Below are 20,696 nucleotides of genomic sequence, written 5' to 3'. Positions count from 1 at the left end.
CGGAATCCGGCATGGCGAACCAGTGGCTATTGCCCGTGGTCAGCTCCCCGGGCGCAGCACCTCGGTGCCGACGAACGGTACCAACGCCTCGGGCACCCGCACCGAACCGTCGGCCTGCTGGTGGTTCTCCAACATCGCGACGATCCAGCGCGTTGTCGCGAGCGTTCCGTTCAAAGTGGCCGCGATCTGCGGTTTTCCGTTCTCGTCGCGGTAGCGCACGGCGAGGCGACGGGCCTGGAAGGTGGTGCAGTTGGAGGTCGAGGTGAGCTCGCGGTAGGTCCGCTGGCTCGGCACCCAGCCCTCGCAGTCGAACTTGCGCGCGGCCGAGCTGCCGAGGTCGCCCGCCGCGACATCGATGATGCGGTAAGGCACCTCGATGGCCGCGAGCATCTCGCGCTCCCAGTCCAGCAGGCGCCGGTGCTCGGCGTCGGCCTGGTCCGGCGTGGTGTAGACGAACATCTCGACCTTGTCGAACTGGTGCACCCGGATGATGCCGCGGGTGTCCTTGCCGTAGCTGCCCGCCTCGCGGCGGAAGCACGACGACCATCCCGCGTACCGCTTGGGGCCGCCGCTGAGATCGAGGATCTCGCCCGAGTGGTAGCCGGCCAGCGGCACCTCCGAGGTGCCGACCAGGTACAGGTCGTCGTCGGCCAGGTGGTAGACCTCCGCCGAGTGCTTGCCGAGGAAGCCGGTGCCCGCCATGATCTCCGGGCGAACCAGCACCGGCGGGATCATCATGCTGAAGCCGTTGGCGACGGCCTTCTGCGCGGCCAGCTGGAGCAGACCGAGCTGCAACAGCGCGCCGTAACCGGTGAGGAAGTAGAACCGGGCGCCCGACACCTTGGCGCCGCGCTCCATGTCGATCAGGCCGAGCGACTCACCGAGCTCCAGGTGGTCCTTCGGCTCGAAATCGAATTCGCGCGGCGTGCCGATGGTTTCGAGGACGATGTAGTCGTCTTCGCCGCCCGCTGGCGCGCCGTCCTGCACGACGTTCGAGATCGCGCGGTGCGCGGCGTCCAGGTCGGCGTCGGCGGCGTGCTGGGCCGCCTCGGCCTCCTTGACCTTCACCGACATCTCCTGCGCCTGCGCAAGCAGCGTGGGGCGCTCCTCCTTGGACGCCTTGCCGACCAGCTTGCCCATCGCCTTGTGCTCGGCGCGCAAGTTGTCGGCGGTGGCGACCGCGGCGCGGCGCGCGGCGTCCGCCTCCAAGAGGGCGTCGACGAGGGCGGGGTCTTCGCCGCGGGCGCGCTGCGAGGCGCGCACCACGTCGGGGTCTTCCCGCAGGAGTCGGAGGTCGATCATGGGCTATCAGCCTAGTCGGCGCGCCCTCGGCACTTCACCCCGATATCGGTCTGCGGGTCCAGCGGGTCCGATCGGCATGTCTCGGTCTTCCGCTCTGACCGCCGATGGACTCCGATTAGGGTGCTCCCCCGACCTGTTTGCGCCGATATGCCCAGTTCCGGGCCGCTCGGGCCGCGGCGCGCGCATAGTTGGCTTGTGGGCACGACTTTCGACGAGACGACCATCGACAATGCCCTGGCCGACCTGGCCGCGGGCGAGAAGACCTGGGCGGCCACCCCGCTGCGCAAGCGCAGGGAACTGCTCGACGAGCTCCACAAACGCACCGGCCGCTTCGCCGGCGACTGGGTGCGGGCCGCGCGCACCGTCAAGGACCTGGACGCGGACTCGCCGCTGGTCGGCGAGGAGTGGATGTCCGGCCCGCTGACGCTCTTGCAAGCCACCGCCGCCCTCTCGGCCACCCTGGCGAAACTGGAGGCCGGGCGCAGTCCGCTGGAGGGCGTCCGGCTGACCACCGCGCCCGGCGACCGAGTCGCCGTGCCGATCATGCCCCTGGACGTCTACGACCGGCTGCTGCTCAGCGGCTTCCGCGGCGAGGTCTGGCTGCGACCCGGGGTGGACGCCGCGACGGCGCGCCGCCAGGCCGGACTCGGTCAGCTCGACCCCGCAGGGACGGGTGGCATCGGCGCGGTGCTCGGCGCGGGCAACATCACCTCGATCCCGCCGCTGGACACGCTCTACGAGCTGTACGCGCACAACCGCGTCGTCGCGCTCAAGCTCAACCCGATCACCGATCCGCTGTTCACGGTGTTCGAGATGATCTTCGCGCCGTTCATCGAGCTCGGCGTGCTGCGCATCCTGGTCGGCGGCGCGGAGGCGGGCGGCTATCTGGTGCGCCACCCCGATGTCGCGCACGTGCACATGACGGGAAGCGCCAACACCCACGACGCGATCGTCTGGGGACGCGGGGCCGAGGCCGAGGCGAACCGCCGCGCGGGCACGCCGCTGCTGGACAAGCCGATCACCAGCGAGCTCGGCGGCGTCTCCCCGACCATCGTCGTCCCCGGCGAATGGTCCGACGCCGACCTGAGCTACCAGGCCCAGCACATCGCGACCCAGCGGCTGCACAACGGCGGCTACAACTGCGTCGCGGCGCAGGCGGTCGTGCTCGGCGCGGACTGGCCGCAGAAGGATCGCTTCCTCGACGAACTGCGCACGGCGCTCGAGCTGGCGCCGCAGCGGACGGCCTACTACCCGGGCAGCGACAGCCGCGTCGCCGACGCGCTCGCCTCGTATCCGACGGCGGAGCGACTCGGCCAGGGCCGGGTGCTGATCGACGGTCTGCCGTCGGCCGAAACGCCCCTGCTGCGCACCGAGTACTTCTCGCCGGTGCTCGGCGTTGTCGAGCTGCCCGGGCGCGGCGGCGAATTCCTCCAGGGTGCGGTCGATTTCGCCAACAACCAGCTGACCGGAACGCTCGGCGCCAACGTGCTCGCCGATCCCGCGACGATCGGCAGGCTCGGCATCGCCTTCGAGCGCGCGGTGGAACGTCTGCGCTACGGGACCGTCGCGGTGAACGCCTGGACCGGCCTTGCCTTCCTGTCACCGCGCGCGAGCTGGGGCGCCTTCCCCGGGCACACCATCGACGACGTGCAGAGCGGAATCGGCGTGGTGCACAACGCCTTCCTGCTCGACGACGTCGAACGCACCGTGGTGCGCGGACCGTTCCGGCCCGCGCCGCGGTCGCTGCTCGGCGGCGAACTCGCGCTCTCGCCCAAACCGCCGTGGTTCGTCGACAACAGCACCGCCGCCACGACCGGGCGCAAGCTCACCGAGTTCTACACGGACCGGAATCCGGCGCGGCTGCCCGGATTGTTCCTCTCCGCGTTCCGCGGCTAGACGCGCGGATTCGGCCAGGTCGTGGCACCGGAGGGCAGACGCTGCCATGATGGACCGCGATGTCCTCCGATGATGTGTCCCAGACTCCGCAGCCCGAGAAGTCGCCGGCTGGTGCCTCGGCGCGCTCGGGTTCGTTCCCTCGATCCTTGGCGTCCGCGCGCCAAGCGCTGGCCGACGGCGGCGGGCTGCACCTGTCCGCGCCGACGCTGCGCTGGGGTCTGCTCGCCGTCGCGGCGGGCGCCGTCACCGCGGCCTTGGTCACGCTGTTCGTGACCGGCTTCGAGAACGAGGCGGGCCTGGAAGCGCACAACCCCGGCGCGCCCGCGCACACCGTGCTGGACAAGGAGTTCGGCACCGCGGCCAAGGGCGACTGCCTGAGCTGGACCAAACCCGACCGCAGCGACCTGGTGAAGGTGTCCTGCGGCAGCAGGCATCTGTTCGAGGTCGCCGCCGACATCGACATGAGCAGGTACCCGGGCGTCGAATTCGGCCCAGGCTCGCGGTTCCCCGACTCGCTACGGCTCACCGAGCTCAAGGAAGAGCACTGCGTGCCCGCGGTGCAGCAGTACATGAACGGGAAGTTCGACCCGCGCGGGCGCTACGTCGTCGGGCTGATGTACCCGAGCCCGGAGGGCTGGAAGAACGGCGACCGCACCCTGCGCTGCGGTCTCCAGTTCTCCGGCAGCACCGGGACGCCGCTGCCGTCCCAGGGCAGCGCGGTGGAACACGACCAGTCTCGGGTCTTCCAGGCGGGCACCTGTCTCGGCATCAACCAGAATCTGCCGACCGACCCGGTGGACTGCGCGCAGGCGCACGCGGTGGAGATCGTCGCGACCGTCGATCTCGGCGCGCATTTCACCGGCGGCCCGCCCGCCAAGGAAGAGCAGGACAAGTACGTCGAGGAGCAGTGCGCCAACGCGGCCACCGAGTACCTCGGCTCCCCCGAGGCGATCCGCGACAAGACGCTGACGCTGTTCTTCGATTACGTCGACGCGCGCAGCTGGCTCGCGGGCAGCCGCAAACTGGACTGCATGATCGGCAAGGGCACCGACCGCGAGGGTTTCGCGCCCATCACCGGTTCGGCAAAGGGCGAGATCCTGATCAACGGCCAAGCCCCTGTGCCGCCGCCGAATTCGGGTCGCTCCACACCCGCGCCGCTGCCCGGCGCCGCCCCGCTGCCGCCGCAACCACGGCCGAGGTAGGGCGCGCGAATTCATGGCGGTCTTCATGTCCGAGGACCGGTTCGAGGAACTGGTCTCCGACGCATTGGATTTGATCCCGGACGAGCTCGCGCGCGCCATCGACAATGTGGTCGTGCTGATCGAGCCGCGCAATATGGAAGACCCGCATCTGCTGGGGCTCTATCACGGAATCGCGTTGACCGAGCGGGACAGTCAGTACGGCGGCTCGCTGCCCGACACGGTCACCATCTATCGCGACGCGATTCTGGAGATCTGCGCCGACGACGAAGAGGTCGTCGAGGAGGTCGCGATCACTGTGATCCACGAGATCGCACACTATTTCGGCATTGACGAAGACCGGTTGCATCAGCTGGGATGGGGCTAGTCTTGACCAAGTCGTCGGTGCGAGCCGCGTTCATCCGGACGGACACGGTGCGCAGGGGAGCGCGGGCGGCTGGCAAGATCGCAAAGAAGTAGGGGATTCGATGGAACCGATCGCGTGGCTGTCGCGTCCTATCACTCGTAGGGGGAATTCTCGTGGTTCCGCCCCATAGCCGCCACTAGAAGGAGTCGAGTAATGGTTGGCCACGTTTCGATCTCGCCCGAGGTCATCCTCGCCGCCGCTGCCGAGCTGGACTTGCTGGCCGAACGACTGGCCGCCGCCGCGGCGGTCACCGCCCCGGCGACGCACGTCCTCCCGTCCGGCGCCGACGAGGTGTCGCTGCTCGCCGCCCACCACTTCAACAAGGCCGCCGCGACGCACGACGGCTCCGTCGCCCAGGGCATTCTCGAGTTGCACCATGCCGCAGCCGTTCTGCGCATGCAGCTCGCCACCCACGTCGCCGAGGACGTCGTCAAGGCCGGCGTGATGCGCGGCGTCGCGGGCACCATCGGCGCCTGATAGCGGACATCGAAACACAAGGGGAGAAACAAACATGACCGCAGGTATCACCGGGGTGTTCTGGCTGCCCCGCATGGCCGAAGTGAATTCCGCGCTGCTGCATTCGGGCGCGCACGCCGTACCGATCTCGGCCGCCGCCACCGCGTGGGGCGGGCTCACCGCGGCCTGGGTCGACGCGACCGCGACCGTCACCCGCGTGATGGCCGAGCTGGGCGTCGGCATGCAGGGTGTCAACGGCATCGCGGCGCTGTCCCGGCTGGTCGGATTCACCGGCTGGGCGGAGCAGCAGGGCGTCATGGCCGCCTCGATGGGAGCCAAGGCCGCGGCGAACGCCACCGCCTACACCGTTGCCGCGCTGACCATGCCGAGCCCGCCCGAGATCATCGCCACCAACACCGCCGTCTTCGTCTCCGCGAACCCCGCGGGCGCGGTGTCGGGCGCGTGGGAGGCGGCCGAACTCGCCAAGCACGCGATGGACATTCGCGCCGCGCTGGTCATGGAGACCTACGAGGCGGCGACCACCGCGACCGTCACCACCCCCGGCGAGTTCTACAACCCGCCGCCGATCGCCAACGGCGCGGGCACCGCCGACCCCGGCTCTGCCGAGGCCACCTTCCAGGGTGACCCGGTGCAGTCGGCCATCGCGACCGCCGTCTCGGTGGTGAACAACCCGGCCGTCGCCAGCGCGGCGACCCAGGTGGCCAACGTCGCTGGCACCGTCGCCACCGGTGGCGTGAGCACCGTCGGCAACATCGGCGCCAACGCGATCGCGGCGGTCACCAGCGCTGGCGCGCCGAGCGTCGCGCCCGCCGCGCCGATGACGTTGATGGCGGGCGGCATGGCGGGCGCCGCGGCGACCACCACCTCGACCCGCTCGGCGACCTTCGGACCGAGCGTCAACCTGAACAACGGCTCGCTGAAGCTGCCGGACGGCTGGGGTTCTGGTTTGCCGACCAACGCGCCCGCCGCCGCTCCGATGGCCGAGGTCGTCGCCAGGGTCGATGCCGCGCCGGTCCGTCCGGCCGCCACCAACCCGGCGGGCAGCCCGCTGCTCGGCAACGCGCGCGGCGCCGAGGACGACGAGTCGGAGCACAAGGGCGCGGACTACCTGCGTGGCGATCACTTCACCGACGGTCGTTTCTCCGCCGACGGCGTCATCGGCGCCGACCCTGCCGGGACGGCTAAGTGACGATTCTGGGTGCGGGCCGCGGCCCGTCGATGCTCGGTGGCGTCACGTTGTCGCTCGACGAAATGCAGTTCCTCCTGGAGAAACTGGAGATCGACGAGCTTCCCGTCGTGCTGCAAGCGATGGGTCGCTACGACAACCAGACCGACCACGACGCCGCGATGGACGTGGCCGCCCAGTCGCTCGTCGAGCGGGACTTCCTGATCGACGGCATCGTCCACCGGGAACTCGAGGACCGGTTGCGGACGCTGTACCGGCCGCACTGGGTGCTCGCGCTGCGGTGGAACGTCGAGGGGCAGGTCAGCCGGTTGTGTCTCGCGAAGGGTGACGACCTGGTGGTCGTCGCCCTCCGCGGGCCGGAGTCCTATGTCATCGACGAGGTGGAAGAGGATCTGCCTGGACCGATCGTCGCGGCGCTCGGTCCGGCCGAGCCGCTCGAGCTGGAAAGCATGAACGCCGAGACCGAGTTGCTCGCACCGATCTTCAACGAGACCGGCGACGCCGCGGCGACGGCCAACCGGTTGGCGAAGGTGTGCAACCCGAACCGCGACGCGCAGGCGCTGGCTTCGGCGCTTGTCGAAATCCATTCGCACGCGCAGATTTCCGGCGTCGCGTACGGCGACGGGACCCGGGACATCTCGGACAACCACATCGCGATCTTCAACACGCGCGGCGGGCGGTTCCTGATCACGGCCAGTGTCGCCGACGACGGGACGAAGTGGTCGTCGATCAGCTCGGGGACGACGGCGCGTCTGCGGACGGCGTTGCTGGACCTGATGAATTCGCTGCCGGAGCGGGAGGACTTCCCGCAGACCGCGGCGAAGTAGTGCGGAGCCGATCCTCGAGGATCGGCGGTACGAGGATGGCAACGGCGACGATTCGAGGGCGGAGTACCGCTCAGCCCATCGGGTCGTCGGCGGTCGGTGAGACCTCGTAGCCGAAGGGCGGGACGAAGCGGCCCCAGCGGATGCAGTCCCAGCCGCCGTCGGGGCGCGGGACCAACTCGATGGTTTCGGTGTTGTCGAGGTGGTTGTTCGTGGTGAACGGCGGCGCAACGCCGCTGAGGGTGCGCGCGACCAGTCGCATCGCCGCGCCGTGGTTGACCAGCAGCACGTCGCCGCCGCCCGCCTCGGGCAGCAGGAAGGACGTGCGCAGGGTCTCGACGACCGGGAGGAATCGCGCGAGGACGTCCTCGCCGGATTCGCCGCCGGGCACCCGCTCGGTCAGGTCGCCCTCGTGCCAGGCGCGGTAGATGCGCTGGAAGGTCCGGTGCGCATCGGGGTCGTTCAGGCCTTCCAGTTCGCCGACCTGGACCTCGTGCACGTCGTCGAGGACGTCGGCCGCCACGCCCGTCGCCGCTTCGATGTAGCTCGCGGTCTGCCTGGCGCGCAAGGCGACCGAGGAGAGCAGCGCGCGCGGCGGCGCGAGCAGGTTCGAACCGAACGTCTTCGCTTGGGCCGCACCGCGTTCGGTCAATGGCAGCCCGGGCACCCTGGTGTCGAGAATCTTTGCGACGTTGCCTTCGGTCTCGCCGTGCCGGACCAGGATCAGCTTGCCCGCGATCTCGTTCATAAGTCCGCCACCCCCTTTCGTAACTGAGTCAGCCACTCCGCGGCCGCCTCGTCGGACGGCGGCGGCGTCCCGGTCGCCGAAGTCGCGGGCCAGGAACCGAGGAAGCGGATCCGAGCCGTGCGGTGCAGCGCCTTGAGCGCCTCGGCCACCGCGGTGTCATCGATATGCCCGACGCAGTCGAGATAGAACCGGTAGGTGCCCATTCCCGTTCGGGTGGGCCGGGATTCGATCCTGGTCAGGTCGATGCCGCGCGTCGCGAACTCGGCGAACGCGCGCATCAGCGAGCCGGGCTCGTTCGCCAGCTCCAAGACGATCGAGGTGCGGTCGGCACCGGTCGGGGCCGGCGCCACGCGCGGCCTGGTGACCAGCACGAAGCGGGTGATCGCCTGCTCGTGATCGGCCACCCCGGAAGCCAGTGCGGTCAGCCCGAGCCGCTCCCCCGCCAGCGCGGTGGAGACCGCGGCGTCGGCGCGCCCGGCCGCGACGTCCTCGGCGGCGGCGGCATTCGAGGCCGACGTGTAGATCTCCGCGTCGGGCAAGCGCCGCGCGGTCCACATCCGCACCTGTGCGGCGGCCACCGGGTACGCGGCGAGCGTGCGCACGTCGGCCAGCTCGGTGCCCGGCCGCGCCAGAATGGTGAAGCTGACCTCCAGCTCCGTCTCAGCGACGATCTGCAACCGCGGCCCGATCGCCAGCGAATCCAGCGTGGCCGAGATCGACCCCTCCACGGAGCTCTCGATCGGAACGACCGCGCCGTCGACATCGCCGGACCGGATCAGCTCCAGCGCCGCGCCCTGACTGGGCGCGGCGACCCGCTCGACGGGTCTGTCGAAGACCGCCGAGGACTCGAGCTTGGCGAGGGCCATCTCGGTGAAGGTTCCGGACGGTCCGAAATACGCGATGCGCGGCACCCCTACGACATTACAAGCGGTGACGACACAGCAAACCGGTTCGTGGGGGGCGGGTCTGCGGCGAAGCACCGAAACCGACGACCGCTCACGGAGCGAGCACACCCAGCGCGCGACGAACCGGCTCCGGCTCGGCGGTTTCCACGGCGAGCAGAACCCCCCGAACGGCCTCGACCGCGGGCGGTTTCAAACCGGTCAAGAACGCGATGTCCGGCCGAACGAGCGCATCCCGAATGTCGTCCCCGCACAATGCCGCAGCGGTCGCGGCGACGATGGCGACCGCGCGCGCACCGTCATCCGTGCGCGCGACGAATCCGGTGTCGGAATGCGCGATGGCGGCGAGGAAGTCGGCGATGTCGGAGTCGGGGGCGTCGGCGTCCAGAGTCGGGGCCTCGGGAACGGAGCCGACGGGGCGAACGAGCCCGTCGACCAGGCTGCGGCGGGCCGGGGTGGACAGCGTGACCAGCACCGGTTCGTTCGCGCCGTTGCCTGCCGTCGGTGTCGCATCTCCCACGAGATCACCGTAGCGGGCCCAGATTCTGGAATCAGCCGGAAGGTAACGCTTGCAGATCGAGGGCGGCTCACTTAGCTTAGGTTTACCTAATCAACGCCGCCGCCATCACCACGGAGGTCCGCATGCCGAATCCGACCGTCGCGCCTACCACCGCCGAGCGGGTGCGCAGCGCGTGCGCCCACGCGGAGCAGGCGGTTCTCGCGCTGCCGGGTATCGACCCGACCCCGACGTCGGTGCACCACCTGCGCCAGTGCGGGGATGTGGTGATCGCGGTGCCGAACGGCTCGCTCGCGGCGGTGCTGATCGGTAACTCCGGGCCCGGCGGCGCGGCGGCGGTGCTCGAACTCACCGATCACGCGCCGCTGCCGCTGCGCGAGCCGGTCCGCGCCCTGGTGTGGTTGCGCGGGACCGTGCGCGCCGTGCCCGCGCAGGCCCAGCGCGTGCTGGCCGGCGAGGTCGCCAAGGACAACCCGGACCCAGCGCTGCTCGACGTCGGTCACACCGCCACGCTGCTGCGCCTGGTGATCAACAGCGCCGTCATGGCCGACTCCACCGGCGCCGAAGCGGTCTGTGTCGAGGAGTTGCGGCTCGCCGAGCCGGACCCGTTCTGCACGATGGAATCCGCCTGGTTGCAGCACATGGACGCCGACCACGCCGACGTCATCGCCCAGCTCGCCCGGCATCTACCGCCGCGCCTGCAGACCGGCACCGTGCACCCGCTCGCCATCGACCGCTACGGCGTCACCCTTCGCGTCGAAGGTCACGACGGCGACCACGACTTCCGCCTCCCGTTCAGCGCCCCGGCCAACGACGTCGAATCCCTCAGCCGCGCCGTCCGCACCTTGGCGGGTTGCCCCTTCCTCAACGGCATCCGCCGCATGTGACCGCACGCCCCACATCGCTGTCGCGACCCTCGAACGCGGACCCGTCGCTAGATTCGACGCATGCGTGCTGAGTCGGATGCCCCCGGCGAATCCGAGTTGACCGACCGGGAGCGTCTCGGGATTCGGATCGAGATCGCGATCGTGCTGACCGTGACCTTCGGGGTGAGTGGGGTCAGCGCGGCGCTCTCGCTGGTGGACAGCGCGCTCGGGCCGGGCGGCGTCGGTGGGCGGACGGTCGCGCTGAACGCCTCGCGCTCCGACCACTCGCTGATCGATCTGCTGTTCCAGTTGCTCGGGGTGTTGCGGCTGGCCGGGTGGGCGGCGCTTGGTCTGTACCTGTTGTGGCGCAGCGGGATCGGGCCGCGATTGATCGGGCTCGCGCGGTTCCGTCCGAAATCGGACGGGCTGCCCGGGCTGGTATTGGCGGCGATCATCGGGTTGCCCGGTCTCGGGCTGTATCTGGCCGCGCACGCGATGGGGTTCAGCGTGACGATCGTGCCGAGTTCGCTGGATGAGCACTGGTGGCGGCTGCCCGTGCTGATCCTGTCCGCCTGCGCGAATTCGTTCGCCGAGGAGATCCTCGTGGTCGCGTATCTCATCACGCGGCTGCGCAGGCTGGGCTGGACGGAGAATTCCGCGCTGGTCGCCTCGGCGCTGTTACGCGGCAGCTATCACCTCTACCAGGGGCTCGGCGGCGGTCTGGGAAACCTCGTGATGGGTTTGATCTTCGGCCGCTACTGGCAGCGCACCAACCGGCTGTGGCCGCTGATCTTGGCGCACGCGACCATCGACGCGGTCGCCTACGTCGGCTACACGGCGCTGCGCGGACACGTTTCCTGGCTGCCGTAACGGAATCACCCGGCCGGGTGATTATGGGAGAAACCCCATGCCGCCCCCGATCAGTAGAGTCAGTGTGATGAACGGCGACGACCCCCGCGATGCGCGGACGCGCCGGGTGCCGCCGCCGCAGGGCCGACCCGGCGTGCCGCGACCACCCCAACCGGGCGGCGCCGTCCCGCCCCGAGGCGCAGTTCCACCTCCGGACTCCGGTCGAGGAGCCAACCCACCGCACGTCCGGCCCCCTGAACACGGCCGTGCGAATCCACCGCACGGCCGCGAGCCCGTCCAGCCCCCTGAACACGGCCGGTCCAATCCGCCGCGCGGCCGCGATGGCGTCCCGCCACAGCGCCACTCCGCACGACCGCCACAAGGACACGCCGCCCCCGCGCGACCGGACCACCCTGCGGCGCCGCCACCGGGGCGATTTCCGCACGGCGTTGCCGCCGAGCCCGCAGGCCGCACCTCCGCACCTCCGCCCGACCACGCCGCTACGCAGCGATCGGGCCATGCCGGTGCGCCGCCGCATGGTCGAGGTGAAGTCCCCAGCTCGGGCGACGCCGCCGCTCCCGGTCGGGGCCGGGACGTCGACCCGGCAGCGCAGGACCGCAATGCCCGACCACGCGGTCATGCCGCCCCGGGCTCTGGCGATGCGGGCCACCCAGCCCCGGGCCACGCGGCCGCGGGATACGGCGCGGCTCCGCGGTCAGGCCGAGCTGATGGTCCCGGCCACGCAGCGGGCCACGCTGCCGCGGGCCGTGAAGGACTCCCGCCGCACGGCGACGCAACGGTCCGACACGACCGCCCGCCGCACGGCCGGATCGAACGGACCACCAAGATCCTCCGCCGCGACGGCGCCGACCCGCAGCAACTCGCCTACTCACAGGTCCCCCAGGAGTCGCACGAAGCACCCCCGCGAATGCGCAAAGCCGAACCCGAGTACGCGCCGACGCAGCAACCGGAGCCGTTCCACGATCCCGTCCCGCGCGCCCACACCCCCAGCCCGCGTGGACGCCGCGGCACTCCACCACCGCCGCCTCCCGCCGCGCCACCGCGTGCCGATCGCGCCCCGCGCCCGCGTCGCAAGCGGCGTCCTTTCCGGTGGTTCCTGGTGTTTCTGCTGCTCTTGGTCGTCGGCTCGGTCGCGGCGGTGATCAACCTGGACGGCAAGCTGACCCGCATCGACGCCTTGGCCGAATACACCGACCGCGTCGGCAACACCCCCGGCACCAACTGGCTGCTTGTGGGCTCCGACGGTCGCGGCGGGCTGTCCCCCGAACAGGAACAGGAGCTGGCGACCGGCGGCGAGGTCGGTCCGGAGCGCACCGACACGATCATGCTGGTGCACATCCCGAAGTCGGGCCCGACCACGCTGGTCAGCCTGCCGCGCGACTCCTACGTCGGCATCCCCGGCCACGGCAAGGACAAGCTCAACGCCGCGTTCGCGATCGGCGGGCCGCAGCTCCTCGTGCAGACCGTCGAGGTCGCGACCGGCCTGCGCATCGACCACTACGCCCAGATCGGCTTCGCCGGCTTCGCGGGCATCGTCGACACGCTGGGCGGAATCGATGTCTGCGTGCCCAAGCCCATCGATGACCCGCTCGCCGGGATCAACCTGGAGGCGGGCTGCCAGAAGCTGAACGGACCCGACTCGCTCGGCTTCGTGCGGTCGAGGGCGACCGCGCTCGCCGATATCGACCGGATGAACAACCAGCGCCTCTTCATGGCCGCGCTGTTGCAGAAGGCGACCAGCGGCGCGACCCTGGCCAACCCGTTCAAACTGTGGCCGCTGGCGGGTGACACGGCGCGCTCGCTGAAGGTCGACGAGGGCGATCACATCTGGGACCTCGGCCGCCTCGGCTGGGCGATGCGCGGCGACACGGTCGCGACCACGGTGCCGGTCGGCGGTTTCGACGACGTCTCCGGCATCGGCAACGTGCTGCTCTGGGACAAGACGAAGGCGGGCGCGTTCTTCGAGGCGCTCGCGGACGACAGATCCATCCCGGAGGAGCTGCTCACGCGGTAGCGTCGGAGTATGTCCGACACCGATGGCGCCCTGTCGTTCCCGGCCCTGCTGCGCGATCAGATCCGGCACGGATTCACCGTCGCGCAGCAGTATCTGGCCGGTGCGGTCTACTTCGACGCGCACCGGCTCCCGCAGTTGGCCCGACATTGCTATGTCCGTTCGGAGGAGCACCGCGGGCACGCGCTGCGCATGGTGCAGTATCTACTCGACCGGGATCTGGAGATCCGGGTCGGAGGCCTCGACTCGATCCGCTCGGACTTCGAATCCCCGCGCGCCGCAATGGCTTTCCTGCTCGAGGCGGAGCGCGAGTACACCGCGGGTGACCGCGCTCGCGAAGGCCGCGCGGGAGACCGGCGACTACCTCGGCGAGCGATTCACCCAGTGGTTCCTGAAAGCGCAGCTGGACAACGTCGCCCGGATGACGACGCTGCTGACGGTGCTCGACCGGGAGGGCAACCTGTTCGACGTCGAGCAGTTCGTAGCGCGCGAGGTACGCGCTTCCACAAAGCCCGACATTTCGGCCCCGAAAATGGCTGGCGCAGTGAACATTTAATTAGGCAATACTAGCCTCAATAAGGGTGCACTTGGATGACAGGCGCCCTGACCAGCGATAATGTGGCGACATGTCCAGCCATCCGGAATCCCCGAAAAGCAAGTTCCACAGCCTGCTCCACGACCAGATCCGGCACGAATTCAATGCCGAACACCAATACATCGCGATCGCGGTGTGGTTCGACAATGCGGATCTGCCGATTCTGGCAAAGCGGTTCTACGCGCAGGCCGTGGAAGAGCGCAATCACGCGATGATGATCGTGCAGTACTTCCTCGACCGGGATATCAGCGTCGAGCTTTCCGGCATAGACCCGGCGAAGTCCCATTTCGACGATGTTCGGGAACCGATCGCCCTGGCCCTCAACCAGGAGAAGACCGTCACCGACCAGATCATCCGGTTGGCGAGCACGGCCCGCGAAGAGGGCGATTACCTCGGCGAGCAGTTCATGCAGTGGTTCCTCAAGGAACAGGTCGAGGAGGTCGCCCGTATGACGACGCTGCTCAACGTCGCCGACCGCGCCGGTTCGAACATGTTCGATCTGGAGAATTTCATCGCGCGGGAGATGAGTTCTCCGTCCGATGCCTCGGGCGCGCCCTCGACAGCGGGCGGCCACATCTAAAAGGGCTTTCGGCAGAACAAGCCCAGCTCTTCGCGACGAGCTGGGCTTGTTCGGACCGAGATGGTTGCCTCAGCTGGCGCTCAACGAGCTGAGCAGCGTCTTGAGCAGCGCAAGAATGGCTTCCATGGTGTTCCCTACTTTCCTCATCTGTGCGGTGCGGTAATCCGCACCATCACCAGTAACGGTGATGGTGAGAACTTATCCCGCGACAGGTCTGAAAGAAGGGTTTTTCACAAAAATGCTCCGGGAAATTTCCGGAGTCAGCGCAGGGTCACCTGACGCGAGCGCAGACCATCGCGCGAGCGGCGCTCGTCGGCGGTCAGCGGCGTGTCCGTAGCCAGCGCACCGAGCAGGCGGACGCCGAATTCGGCGGCGGGCTCGGTCCATTCGCTGGGGTGGCGCTCCGGATCCAGGTCGAACACCGGCACCAGCAGCCCGTGCGTGCGGAACGAGCCCGCGAAGCGCGAACCCTCGCCCATGTGCAGCCCGCCCGAGGCGTGCAGCCGGGCCAGCGCCAGCATCAGGTCGTCCTCGTTCTCCGGGCGGACCCAGCGCACATGCGCCTTCTCACCCGCGTCGACCCACCAGGCCGCGCCGACGGCGTCGCCGCCGAGCTCCAGCCGCGCCGACGGCATGATCGCCTGCTTGGCCTGCTCGATGGTCGCGGCCACCTGCGGATCGGGCGTCACGCCCTCCGGGACCCACCAGTCGAAGTCCTGGTGCACGGTGAGTTCCAGGTCGGCGCCCGGATCGATGACGTCGGCCAGCCTCGGACCGCTCGCGACGCTCTCGACGGAGGTCAGCGAGTCGCCGGGCTCGGCGGATTGGGTCCACAGGATCGCGGCGGCGATATCGGCGGCCGGGTCGGCGCCCTGGAACTGCACCTGGGTGCCGACGTAACCGGTCGGCTCGTCGCCAGCGCGGACCAGCGCGGCCACCGCGCCGGGCAGCACCGTGGCGAGCACGACCGAACGCTCGGCGGCCACCTCGGGCGACAGCTTCAGCGTCGCGGTCGCCGACGGCACGAATTCCCGCAGTGCGACCAGATCGCATTCCGCGGCCAACCCTTCGAACGGCCGGGTGACGGCGTTGGCCGCCTGCTCCTGCGCCGCCTTGCGCTCGGCGAGACGCTGCGCCCGGTTCCCTCCGGGCTTCGGACTGTTGCGCTTGCTCTTACCCACGAGGGCTCAAACTACAGGGTGCTGTGACCGTCGCCGCAATGCGCCACGGCGTGGGACAGAACCGATTACGCGGCGGTGAGCAAAGTCTTCGTGCGGCCGGGGTGATTGGTCGCGACCCAGCTCACGCCGAGGTCGGCGCACAGCAGCACGTCCTCGGGATCGTCCACGGTCCAGCAGTAGGTGGCGCGCCCCGCCGCGGCGGCCTTGTCCACCAGATCCGGGTGCTCGCGCAACGTCTTCACCGACGGCCCGACGGCCGTGGCGCCGACGGTGGTCGCGGCGCCGCCGCCGAGGTAGCGCGAGGACTCGCCGAGCAGCACCGTGGGCAGCAGCGGCGCGGCGCGGCGGATCCGCCACACAGCCGTCGCGGCGAACGACATGACGACGGCGCGCGAGTGATCCGCCGAGGCGGGCGTGGCGATGCCGAAGCGCTGGAGCTCGGCGAGCAGCTTGTTCTCCACCAGCGCGCCGTAGCGGACCGGGTGCTTGGTCTCGATGAACAGCTTGGTCGGTCTGCTGCGCCAGTCGAGCACCAGCTCGATGAGTTCGCTGAGGGTGAGCACCGAGGCGGGCTGGCCGTCGCCGCCGAAGTCGAGCGAGCGCAATTCGTCCAGTGTCATCTCGCTGACCAGCCCGGTGCCCGACGAGGTGCGGTCGACCGTGCGGTCGTGCACGCAGACCAGATGTCCGTCCCTGGTCAGCCGGACGTCGCACTCCACGCCGTCCGCGCCCTCCTGGAGCGCGAGTTCGTACGCGGCGAGCGTGTGCTCGGGACGCGCCGCCGAAGCGCCGCGGTGCGCGACGACGAACGGTGCGCGACTGCTCTGGCTCACTTGGCCATGACCTCCTCGTGCTGAACGGCACCGCTGTCGGCATCCCGATCCTCGGTGATCTCGGCGTCGGCCGCATCCCGGGACGGCGCCTCGGCGCGGGCGGGGTGCACCGGCTCGATGACCGGCACCGGCGGATCGACGGCGACCACCCAGCGGCGCGCCAACCGGAGCCGCCCGAACAGGTCGCGCCCGTCCAGCAGCCGCAGCATCCAGAGCGTCAGCACCGCCACCGCCGCCGCGACCGCGTCGGTCCACGCCGTGAACAGCACGCCGTCCGCCTTGACCTGCAACGAATCCGCGGTCCGCCAGAGCAGCGCGGCCGCGGCCATCAGCCCGCCGAAAACCCAAGCGCACCACCAGATCCGGATCGCGCGCAGGGCCCTGGGATCGCCGCGTTCGGCGGCGATCTCGGTGAGGAACACACCGGGCCAGACCAGATTCACCACCGGGATCAGGCAGCCGAGGACGAGCGCGGGAGCGGAACGGGGATCGCTGCGGCCCGCCTTCGCGAACACCGCGCGGCGGGTCTCGACGAGCCAGCCGAGCAGGGCGACGCCGCTGGCGAGCGCGAAGGCCAGCGCGAGCAGCGAAGACCCGGTGACCAGCCAATCCGAGAAACGCAGCGCCCACGGATCGATGAGACGGGTCCGGTTGACCAGCAGGACGACATAGCGCACCAACTCGCCGACCGCGGCGAGCGCGAACATCCCGGCGGTGACGAGCAACAGCGGCGTGACCCGACCAGCCAGCACGGCGGTGCGCCTGCGCGGGGTCGCGTCGGCCGCGGCGCCCGGTTCGTCACGTAGGCCCCAGCGCGGAATCTGCGTATAGCGCGGAGTCGGCGCGACGGGCCTGCGGGCCGCCGTCGCGACGGGCCTGCCGTTGCGCTGGTCGGGGCGGCGCGCCACCCAGCGGTAGTTGCGCCGTTCGGCGGGAGCGTCGAGTGGCCCCGGCGAGAGCAGCACGCCGTGGCAGCGCGGGCACCAGTGCATCGGGGTGCCGTGTACGGCCCACCGCGCGCCGCAGCGCGCACAGGGCTGCAGCATGGTACTCACAGCGTGTCCTTCGCTCGCCCTGCGTGGTCCCGCGGGCAGCCGCTTCCCGGCCTGACGCTCATTGCCTGGGCACCTCGCTCTTTCGTCAGTAGATCTTCGCCGGTTGGTCGCTCTCGCCGACCAGCGGGCGACCCGACTTCTGCCAGGCCACCATGCCACCGCTGACTTGCACGGCCTCGAAACCGATGTAGGCCAGGTATTTCGCCACCTCGATCGACCGGCCGCCCTGCCTGCACACCACGTAGACCTCGGCGTCGGGGTCCAGCTCGTCGGTGCGGGCGGGCACGTCGACCATCGGGATGTGGATCGCGCCTGGGGCGTGCCCGAGCTGCCACTCGTCGTCCTCGCGCACGTCGAGCAGGATGGCCCGGACCTGGTCCGGTCGCTCGCTGTGGTCGAATTCGCCGGGCAGGTCTTCCACCCCCACCGCCGGGATCTCGGAGCTCGTCACGATTCGATCCTGCCATGATCGGCGCACGTGCGTGCCGTCGCCCGCGTAGCGGTCACGGGCGGGTTCGGGGCGGAGCCTGCCGCGGCATGGGAGTTATCCACATAATCCACAAGCTGATCCACAGGCGGCGCCTATCGCGACCGTGAACACTCACAGGCCGCGGCTATAAGCAAACGTCACGCGAATCCGTTCCACCCTCGTCGAGACGGGATCGGGACCCACGCGGCCCGGTTCGGCAGATCCGCAGTGAAGCGCGCGTCGCGAACGACCGATCCGGGACTCCCCTCCTTGTCCATCCCGGAGCGGTCGTTCGCCGCCGCCTCGGAACCGCGGCCGAGCGGGTCCCGACACTTACTTGGACGGCACGGCGAACGATTCGGTTCCAGAAAAAACGAGAACACTAGCGAAAAAATGAAATACCGGGTTCCAGCTGGTGCTCTGGGTAGCCTGGGGGCATGAACGTGAGCAGGGGGCTACTCGACGGATTGGACTCCAGCGGATTCAACACCGCGATCTCGGAGGCGACCTGCCTCGGGCTCGAGGTCGATACCGAGGCGGCGACGCTGCGTCTCGATCTGACCGTGTTGACGGTGCCCGCCGACGAGACAGCGCCGCAGGATCACCAGGTCCGCCTGAACTTCACCGGCGTCAGCCGGGTCGCGGCCTCGCTGCGCATCCAGCGCTGGGACGACATCGAGGCGGAAGTCCTTCCGTTGGATCTCGACGGCCTCGACGAGGCGATTCGCAGCTTCGGCGGCGGCCGCCTGCACGGCTGGGAATTCATCGACGTCGACGACAGCGGGTGGTCGCTGTGGCGCGAACTGCTCAGCTTCGACACCAAGATCGACGACCACACCCCGTCGCACGTGCTCGAGTTCTCCCAGGAGGAGGGCATCGACCCGCGCGAACTCGACGTCCGGGTGTGGTTCGACAGGCTCACGGTGCACGACGCCAAGGGCAAGGAGATCGCACCCGCCGATTTCATCGCGGGCGGCGTGCGCTGGTGGAAGGCGCACGACGCGGGCGATCCGCGCACCATCCGGCCTGGCATCGTTCCGCCGCTGTAAAGAGACTTCCGCGAACGCCGCGCGTCCGATCGCGCGGCGTTCGCGTTCAGGCAGCTGGAATGCCGCCCAACCACCGAGCCGCACCGCCGGAACCCGGAGCGTCGAGACCGCCGAGCGCGGCCGACGCGAAGCTCCTTGGCGTAAAGACGTTCAGGCTCCGAGACCGACCGGGCAACTCACCCCGGTGGCGTGCACGGGGCAGTATCCGCCCGGATTCTTCGCCAGATACTGCTGGTGATACCCCTCGGCGTAGTAGAACCCGGACAGATTCGGCCCCGGCCCACCCGCGCCAGGCGTCGGGAGCGGCGCGATCTCGGTGGTGATCGACCCGTATCCCGCCTCCGCCAGCCGCTTTCCGTAGCTCTCCGCGGTACTCCGAGCCAGCTCGGCCTGTTCGTCGTCCAGCGTGAAGATCGCCGACCGATACTGCGTTCCGCGATCGTTGCCCTGGCGCATGCCCTGGGTCGGATCGTGGTCCTCCCAGAAGTGCCGCAACACGTTCGGATACCCGAGCACCGCCGGATCGAAGACGACGAGCACCGCCTCGGTGTGGCCGGTGCGTCCGCTGCACACCTCTTCGTAGGTCGGGTTCGGCGTGAACCCGCCCGCGTAACCGACCGCGGTCGTGAAGACGCCGTCGAGTTCCCAGAAACCCTTCTCCGCGCCCCAGAAACAGCCCATACCGACGACCGCCACCCCCATGCCCTCCGGGAAGGGCGGACGGAGGGGATGTCCGTTCACGAAGTGGGTATCCGGCACCAGAATTGGTTCCTCCCGGCCGGGGAGCGCCTGATCGGGCGCCACCATCACCGGCTCGGGGAGACGGATCCGTCCGACCAGTTCGTCGAAGAACGACATGGTTCGATGCTACTCACGAATGCTCGCGGTCGAATTGTCCTTCCGCTCATGCCCCGTCCGACCCCTGCATGATCATCCGATCTCCGATGGAATGTGGGGGCACACGGCCCGGTTGCAACCGAGCGGGTGTACGAATGATGGTTGGAAGCGCTCGATCCGGGCGCAACAGCCCGACAACTGAGAAAGGGACATCGTGGCTGAGTACACGCTGCCAGATCTGGATTACGACTACAGCGCCCTGGAGCCCCACATCTCCGGGCAGATCAACGAGCTGCATCATTCCAAGCACCACGCGGCCTACGTCGCGGGCGCGAACACCGCCCTCGAGAAGCTCGAGGCGGCTCGTGAGTCCGGCGATCACGGCGCGATCTTCCTCTACGAGAAGAACCTCGCGTTCCACCTCGGTGGCCACGTGAACCACTCCATCTGGTGGAAGAACCTTTCCCCGAACGGTGGCGACAAGCCGGTCGGCGAGCTGGCCGCCGCGATCGACGACCAGTTCGGTTCGTTCGACAAGTTCCGCGCGCAGTTCACCGCGGCCGCCAACGGTCTGCAGGGCTCCGGCTGGGCGGTGCTCGGCTACGACACCCTCGGCCAGAAGCTGCTCACCTTCCAGCTCTACGACCAGCAGGCCAACGTCCCGCTCGGCATCATCCCGCTGCTGCAGGTCGACATGTGGGAGCACGCCTTCTACCTGCAGTACAAGAACGTCAAGGCCGACTACGTGACCGCGTTCTGGAACGTCGTCAACTGGGAGGACGTGCAGGAGCGCTTCGCCCGCGCCGTCAGCCAGGGCAAGGGCCTCATCTTCGGCTGAGTTGTCGGCGCGCTGGCGCGCGCGTGTTCGCGTCCTTTATGTCTCGCTTCCGAGC

Annotated in this window: 22 protein-coding genes and 1 pseudogene; 14 read left to right on the top strand and 9 right to left on the bottom strand. The window is 69.4% G+C overall.

From position 1 onward, the window contains the following. Positions 1 to 39: 39 nt before the first annotated feature. Positions 40 to 1,302 carry a serine--tRNA ligase gene (gene serS / locus NAM01S_RS17455; RefSeq protein WP_067786517.1) on the bottom strand — a complete coding sequence of 421 codons (1,263 nt, stop codon included), beginning with the start codon at positions 1,300 to 1,302 and terminating at the stop codon, positions 40 to 42. A 147-nt stretch (positions 1,303 to 1,449) separates the two neighbouring features. Here serS and NAM01S_RS17450 point away from each other — a divergent pair, with 147 nt between their 5' ends. From NAM01S_RS17450 to NAM01S_RS17425, 6 genes are all read left to right on the top strand, one after another. Then, positions 1,450 to 3,198, top strand: a complete 1,749-nt coding sequence (locus NAM01S_RS17450; protein WP_084483021.1) for an aldehyde dehydrogenase family protein — start codon at positions 1,450 to 1,452, stop codon at positions 3,196 to 3,198. 59 nt (positions 3,199 to 3,257) lie between these two features. After that, positions 3,258 to 4,400: a septum formation family protein gene (locus NAM01S_RS17445; protein WP_084483020.1), complete on the top strand. Its 1,143-nt coding sequence runs from the start codon at positions 3,258 to 3,260 to the stop codon at positions 4,398 to 4,400. A gap of 13 nt (positions 4,401 to 4,413) precedes the next feature. After that, positions 4,414 to 4,764, top strand: coding sequence for a metallopeptidase family protein (locus tag NAM01S_RS17440; RefSeq protein ID WP_067786511.1), 351 nt, complete (start codon positions 4,414 to 4,416; stop codon positions 4,762 to 4,764). A 192-nt stretch (positions 4,765 to 4,956) separates the two neighbouring features. Further along, positions 4,957 to 5,280 carry a PE domain-containing protein gene (locus NAM01S_RS17435; protein WP_067786509.1) on the top strand — a complete coding sequence of 108 codons (324 nt, stop codon included), beginning with the start codon at positions 4,957 to 4,959 and terminating at the stop codon, positions 5,278 to 5,280. Positions 5,281 to 5,314: 34 nt separating this feature from the next. Next, on the top strand, positions 5,315 to 6,469 hold the full coding sequence (locus NAM01S_RS17430; RefSeq protein WP_067786507.1) for a PPE domain-containing protein: 1,155 nt from the start codon (positions 5,315 to 5,317) through the stop codon (positions 6,467 to 6,469). Further along, the gene (locus NAM01S_RS17425; RefSeq protein WP_169810865.1) at positions 6,466 to 7,293 is read left to right on the top strand and encodes an ESX secretion-associated protein EspG; all 828 of its coding nucleotides are present in this window, start codon (positions 6,466 to 6,468) and stop codon (positions 7,291 to 7,293) included. Before NAM01S_RS17430 ends, NAM01S_RS17425 begins: the two co-directional genes overlap by 4 nt. A gap of 70 nt (positions 7,294 to 7,363) precedes the next feature. Here the strand turns inward: NAM01S_RS17425 and NAM01S_RS17420 are convergent, their stop codons facing one another. From NAM01S_RS17420 to NAM01S_RS17410, 3 genes are all read right to left on the bottom strand, one after another. After that, on the bottom strand, positions 7,364 to 8,029 hold the full coding sequence (locus tag NAM01S_RS17420) for a histidine phosphatase family protein (RefSeq protein WP_067786698.1): 666 nt from the start codon (positions 8,027 to 8,029) through the stop codon (positions 7,364 to 7,366). Positions 8,030 to 8,034: 5 nt separating this feature from the next. Next, positions 8,035 to 8,949: a prephenate dehydratase gene (gene pheA / locus NAM01S_RS17415; RefSeq protein WP_067786505.1), complete on the bottom strand. Its 915-nt coding sequence runs from the start codon at positions 8,947 to 8,949 to the stop codon at positions 8,035 to 8,037. Between the two features lie 85 nt (positions 8,950 to 9,034). After that, a complete protein-coding gene (locus NAM01S_RS17410; protein WP_067786503.1) occupies positions 9,035 to 9,460 on the bottom strand; it encodes a hypothetical protein in 426 nt (141 codons plus the stop codon). Between the two features lie 122 nt (positions 9,461 to 9,582). On the opposite strand from NAM01S_RS17410, the gene NAM01S_RS17405 reads away from it, so the two are divergent. From NAM01S_RS17405 to NAM01S_RS17385, 6 genes and pseudogenes are all read left to right on the top strand, one after another. Next, complete coding sequence (locus NAM01S_RS17405) at positions 9,583 to 10,344, top strand: DUF2470 domain-containing protein (RefSeq protein WP_067786501.1); 762 nt, start codon at positions 9,583 to 9,585, stop codon at positions 10,342 to 10,344. A gap of 60 nt (positions 10,345 to 10,404) precedes the next feature. Beyond that, complete coding sequence (locus NAM01S_RS17400; protein ID WP_067786499.1) at positions 10,405 to 11,193, top strand: CPBP family intramembrane glutamic endopeptidase; 789 nt, start codon at positions 10,405 to 10,407, stop codon at positions 11,191 to 11,193. A gap of 826 nt (positions 11,194 to 12,019) precedes the next feature. Continuing rightward, entirely contained in the window at positions 12,020 to 13,207 is a 1,188-nt protein-coding gene (locus NAM01S_RS17395) for an LCP family protein (protein ID WP_067786696.1), read from the top strand. A gap of 9 nt (positions 13,208 to 13,216) precedes the next feature. Continuing rightward, positions 13,217 to 13,465 (top strand): annotated as a pseudogene (locus NAM01S_RS37320) (ferritin-like domain-containing protein); the annotation flags it as partial. A gap of 61 nt (positions 13,466 to 13,526) precedes the next feature. After that, positions 13,527 to 13,760: a hypothetical protein gene (locus NAM01S_RS37315; RefSeq protein ID WP_372511684.1), complete on the top strand. Its 234-nt coding sequence runs from the start codon at positions 13,527 to 13,529 to the stop codon at positions 13,758 to 13,760. 70 nt (positions 13,761 to 13,830) lie between these two features. After that, positions 13,831 to 14,379, top strand: coding sequence for a ferritin (locus NAM01S_RS17385; RefSeq protein WP_067786497.1), 549 nt, complete (start codon positions 13,831 to 13,833; stop codon positions 14,377 to 14,379). A gap of 260 nt (positions 14,380 to 14,639) precedes the next feature. On the opposite strand, the gene NAM01S_RS17380 is transcribed toward NAM01S_RS17385, so the two are convergent. The 4 genes from NAM01S_RS17380 to NAM01S_RS17365 form a co-directional block, all read right to left on the bottom strand. Further along, positions 14,640 to 15,560, bottom strand: a complete 921-nt coding sequence (locus NAM01S_RS17380; protein ID WP_067786495.1) for a DUF5926 family protein — start codon at positions 15,558 to 15,560, stop codon at positions 14,640 to 14,642. Positions 15,561 to 15,625: 65 nt separating this feature from the next. Further along, the gene (locus NAM01S_RS17375) at positions 15,626 to 16,393 is read right to left on the bottom strand and encodes a glycerophosphodiester phosphodiesterase (protein ID WP_067786493.1); all 768 of its coding nucleotides are present in this window, start codon (positions 16,391 to 16,393) and stop codon (positions 15,626 to 15,628) included. Further along, entirely contained in the window at positions 16,390 to 17,439 is a 1,050-nt protein-coding gene (locus NAM01S_RS17370) for a DUF4328 domain-containing protein (RefSeq protein WP_253798941.1), read from the bottom strand. Before NAM01S_RS17370 ends, NAM01S_RS17375 begins: the two co-directional genes overlap by 4 nt. Positions 17,440 to 17,533: 94 nt before the next feature. Then, positions 17,534 to 17,899: a rhodanese-like domain-containing protein gene (locus tag NAM01S_RS17365; RefSeq protein ID WP_097246297.1), complete on the bottom strand. Its 366-nt coding sequence runs from the start codon at positions 17,897 to 17,899 to the stop codon at positions 17,534 to 17,536. 455 nt (positions 17,900 to 18,354) lie between these two features. Between NAM01S_RS17365 and NAM01S_RS17360 the strand changes: the two genes are divergently transcribed. Beyond that, positions 18,355 to 18,966 (top strand): hypothetical protein, encoded by a 612-nt coding sequence (locus NAM01S_RS17360; protein ID WP_067786492.1) that lies wholly within the window; start codon positions 18,355 to 18,357, stop codon positions 18,964 to 18,966. 150 nt (positions 18,967 to 19,116) lie between these two features. On the opposite strand, the gene msrA is transcribed toward NAM01S_RS17360, so the two are convergent. Continuing rightward, positions 19,117 to 19,824, bottom strand: coding sequence for a peptide-methionine (S)-S-oxide reductase MsrA (msrA, locus tag NAM01S_RS17355; protein WP_067786490.1), 708 nt, complete (start codon positions 19,822 to 19,824; stop codon positions 19,117 to 19,119). 193 nt (positions 19,825 to 20,017) lie between these two features. Here msrA and NAM01S_RS17350 point away from each other — a divergent pair, with 193 nt between their 5' ends. Continuing rightward, on the top strand, positions 20,018 to 20,641 hold the full coding sequence (locus NAM01S_RS17350; protein ID WP_067786488.1) for a superoxide dismutase: 624 nt from the start codon (positions 20,018 to 20,020) through the stop codon (positions 20,639 to 20,641). Positions 20,642 to 20,696 lie beyond the last annotated feature (55 nt).

The organism is Nocardia amikacinitolerans NBRC 108937 (assembly GCF_001612615.1).
Taxonomy (GTDB): domain Bacteria; phylum Actinomycetota; class Actinomycetes; order Mycobacteriales; family Mycobacteriaceae; genus Nocardia; species Nocardia amikacinitolerans.
The sequence above is the reverse complement of the archived record's forward strand: the minus strand, read 5'-3'. Positions and strand labels throughout refer to the sequence as shown.

Excerpts from the sequence above, each read along its gene's own strand:
- NAM01S_RS17405 (WP_067786501.1), top strand. The coding sequence starts at position 9,583 with ATGCCGAATCCGACCGTCGCGCCTACCACCGCCGAGCGGGTGCGCAGC.
- msrA (WP_067786490.1), bottom strand. The coding sequence starts at position 19,824 with ATGTCGTTCTTCGACGAACTGGTCGGACGGATCCGTCTCCCCGAGCCG.
- NAM01S_RS17370 (WP_253798941.1), bottom strand. The coding sequence starts at position 17,439 with ATGCTGCAGCCCTGTGCGCGCTGCGGCGCGCGGTGGGCCGTACACGGC.
- serS (WP_067786517.1), bottom strand. The coding sequence starts at position 1,302 with ATGATCGACCTCCGACTCCTGCGGGAAGACCCCGACGTGGTGCGCGCC.
- NAM01S_RS17435 (WP_067786509.1), top strand. The coding sequence starts at position 4,957 with ATGGTTGGCCACGTTTCGATCTCGCCCGAGGTCATCCTCGCCGCCGCT.
- NAM01S_RS17430 (WP_067786507.1), top strand. The coding sequence starts at position 5,315 with ATGACCGCAGGTATCACCGGGGTGTTCTGGCTGCCCCGCATGGCCGAA.
- NAM01S_RS17440 (WP_067786511.1), top strand. The coding sequence starts at position 4,414 with ATGGCGGTCTTCATGTCCGAGGACCGGTTCGAGGAACTGGTCTCCGAC.
- NAM01S_RS17385 (WP_067786497.1), top strand. The coding sequence starts at position 13,831 with ATGTCCAGCCATCCGGAATCCCCGAAAAGCAAGTTCCACAGCCTGCTC.
- NAM01S_RS17400 (WP_067786499.1), top strand. The coding sequence starts at position 10,405 with ATGCGTGCTGAGTCGGATGCCCCCGGCGAATCCGAGTTGACCGACCGG.
- NAM01S_RS17360 (WP_067786492.1), top strand. The coding sequence starts at position 18,355 with ATGAACGTGAGCAGGGGGCTACTCGACGGATTGGACTCCAGCGGATTC.
- NAM01S_RS17450 (WP_084483021.1), top strand. The coding sequence starts at position 1,450 with ATGCCCAGTTCCGGGCCGCTCGGGCCGCGGCGCGCGCATAGTTGGCTT.
- NAM01S_RS17445 (WP_084483020.1), top strand. The coding sequence starts at position 3,258 with ATGTCCTCCGATGATGTGTCCCAGACTCCGCAGCCCGAGAAGTCGCCG.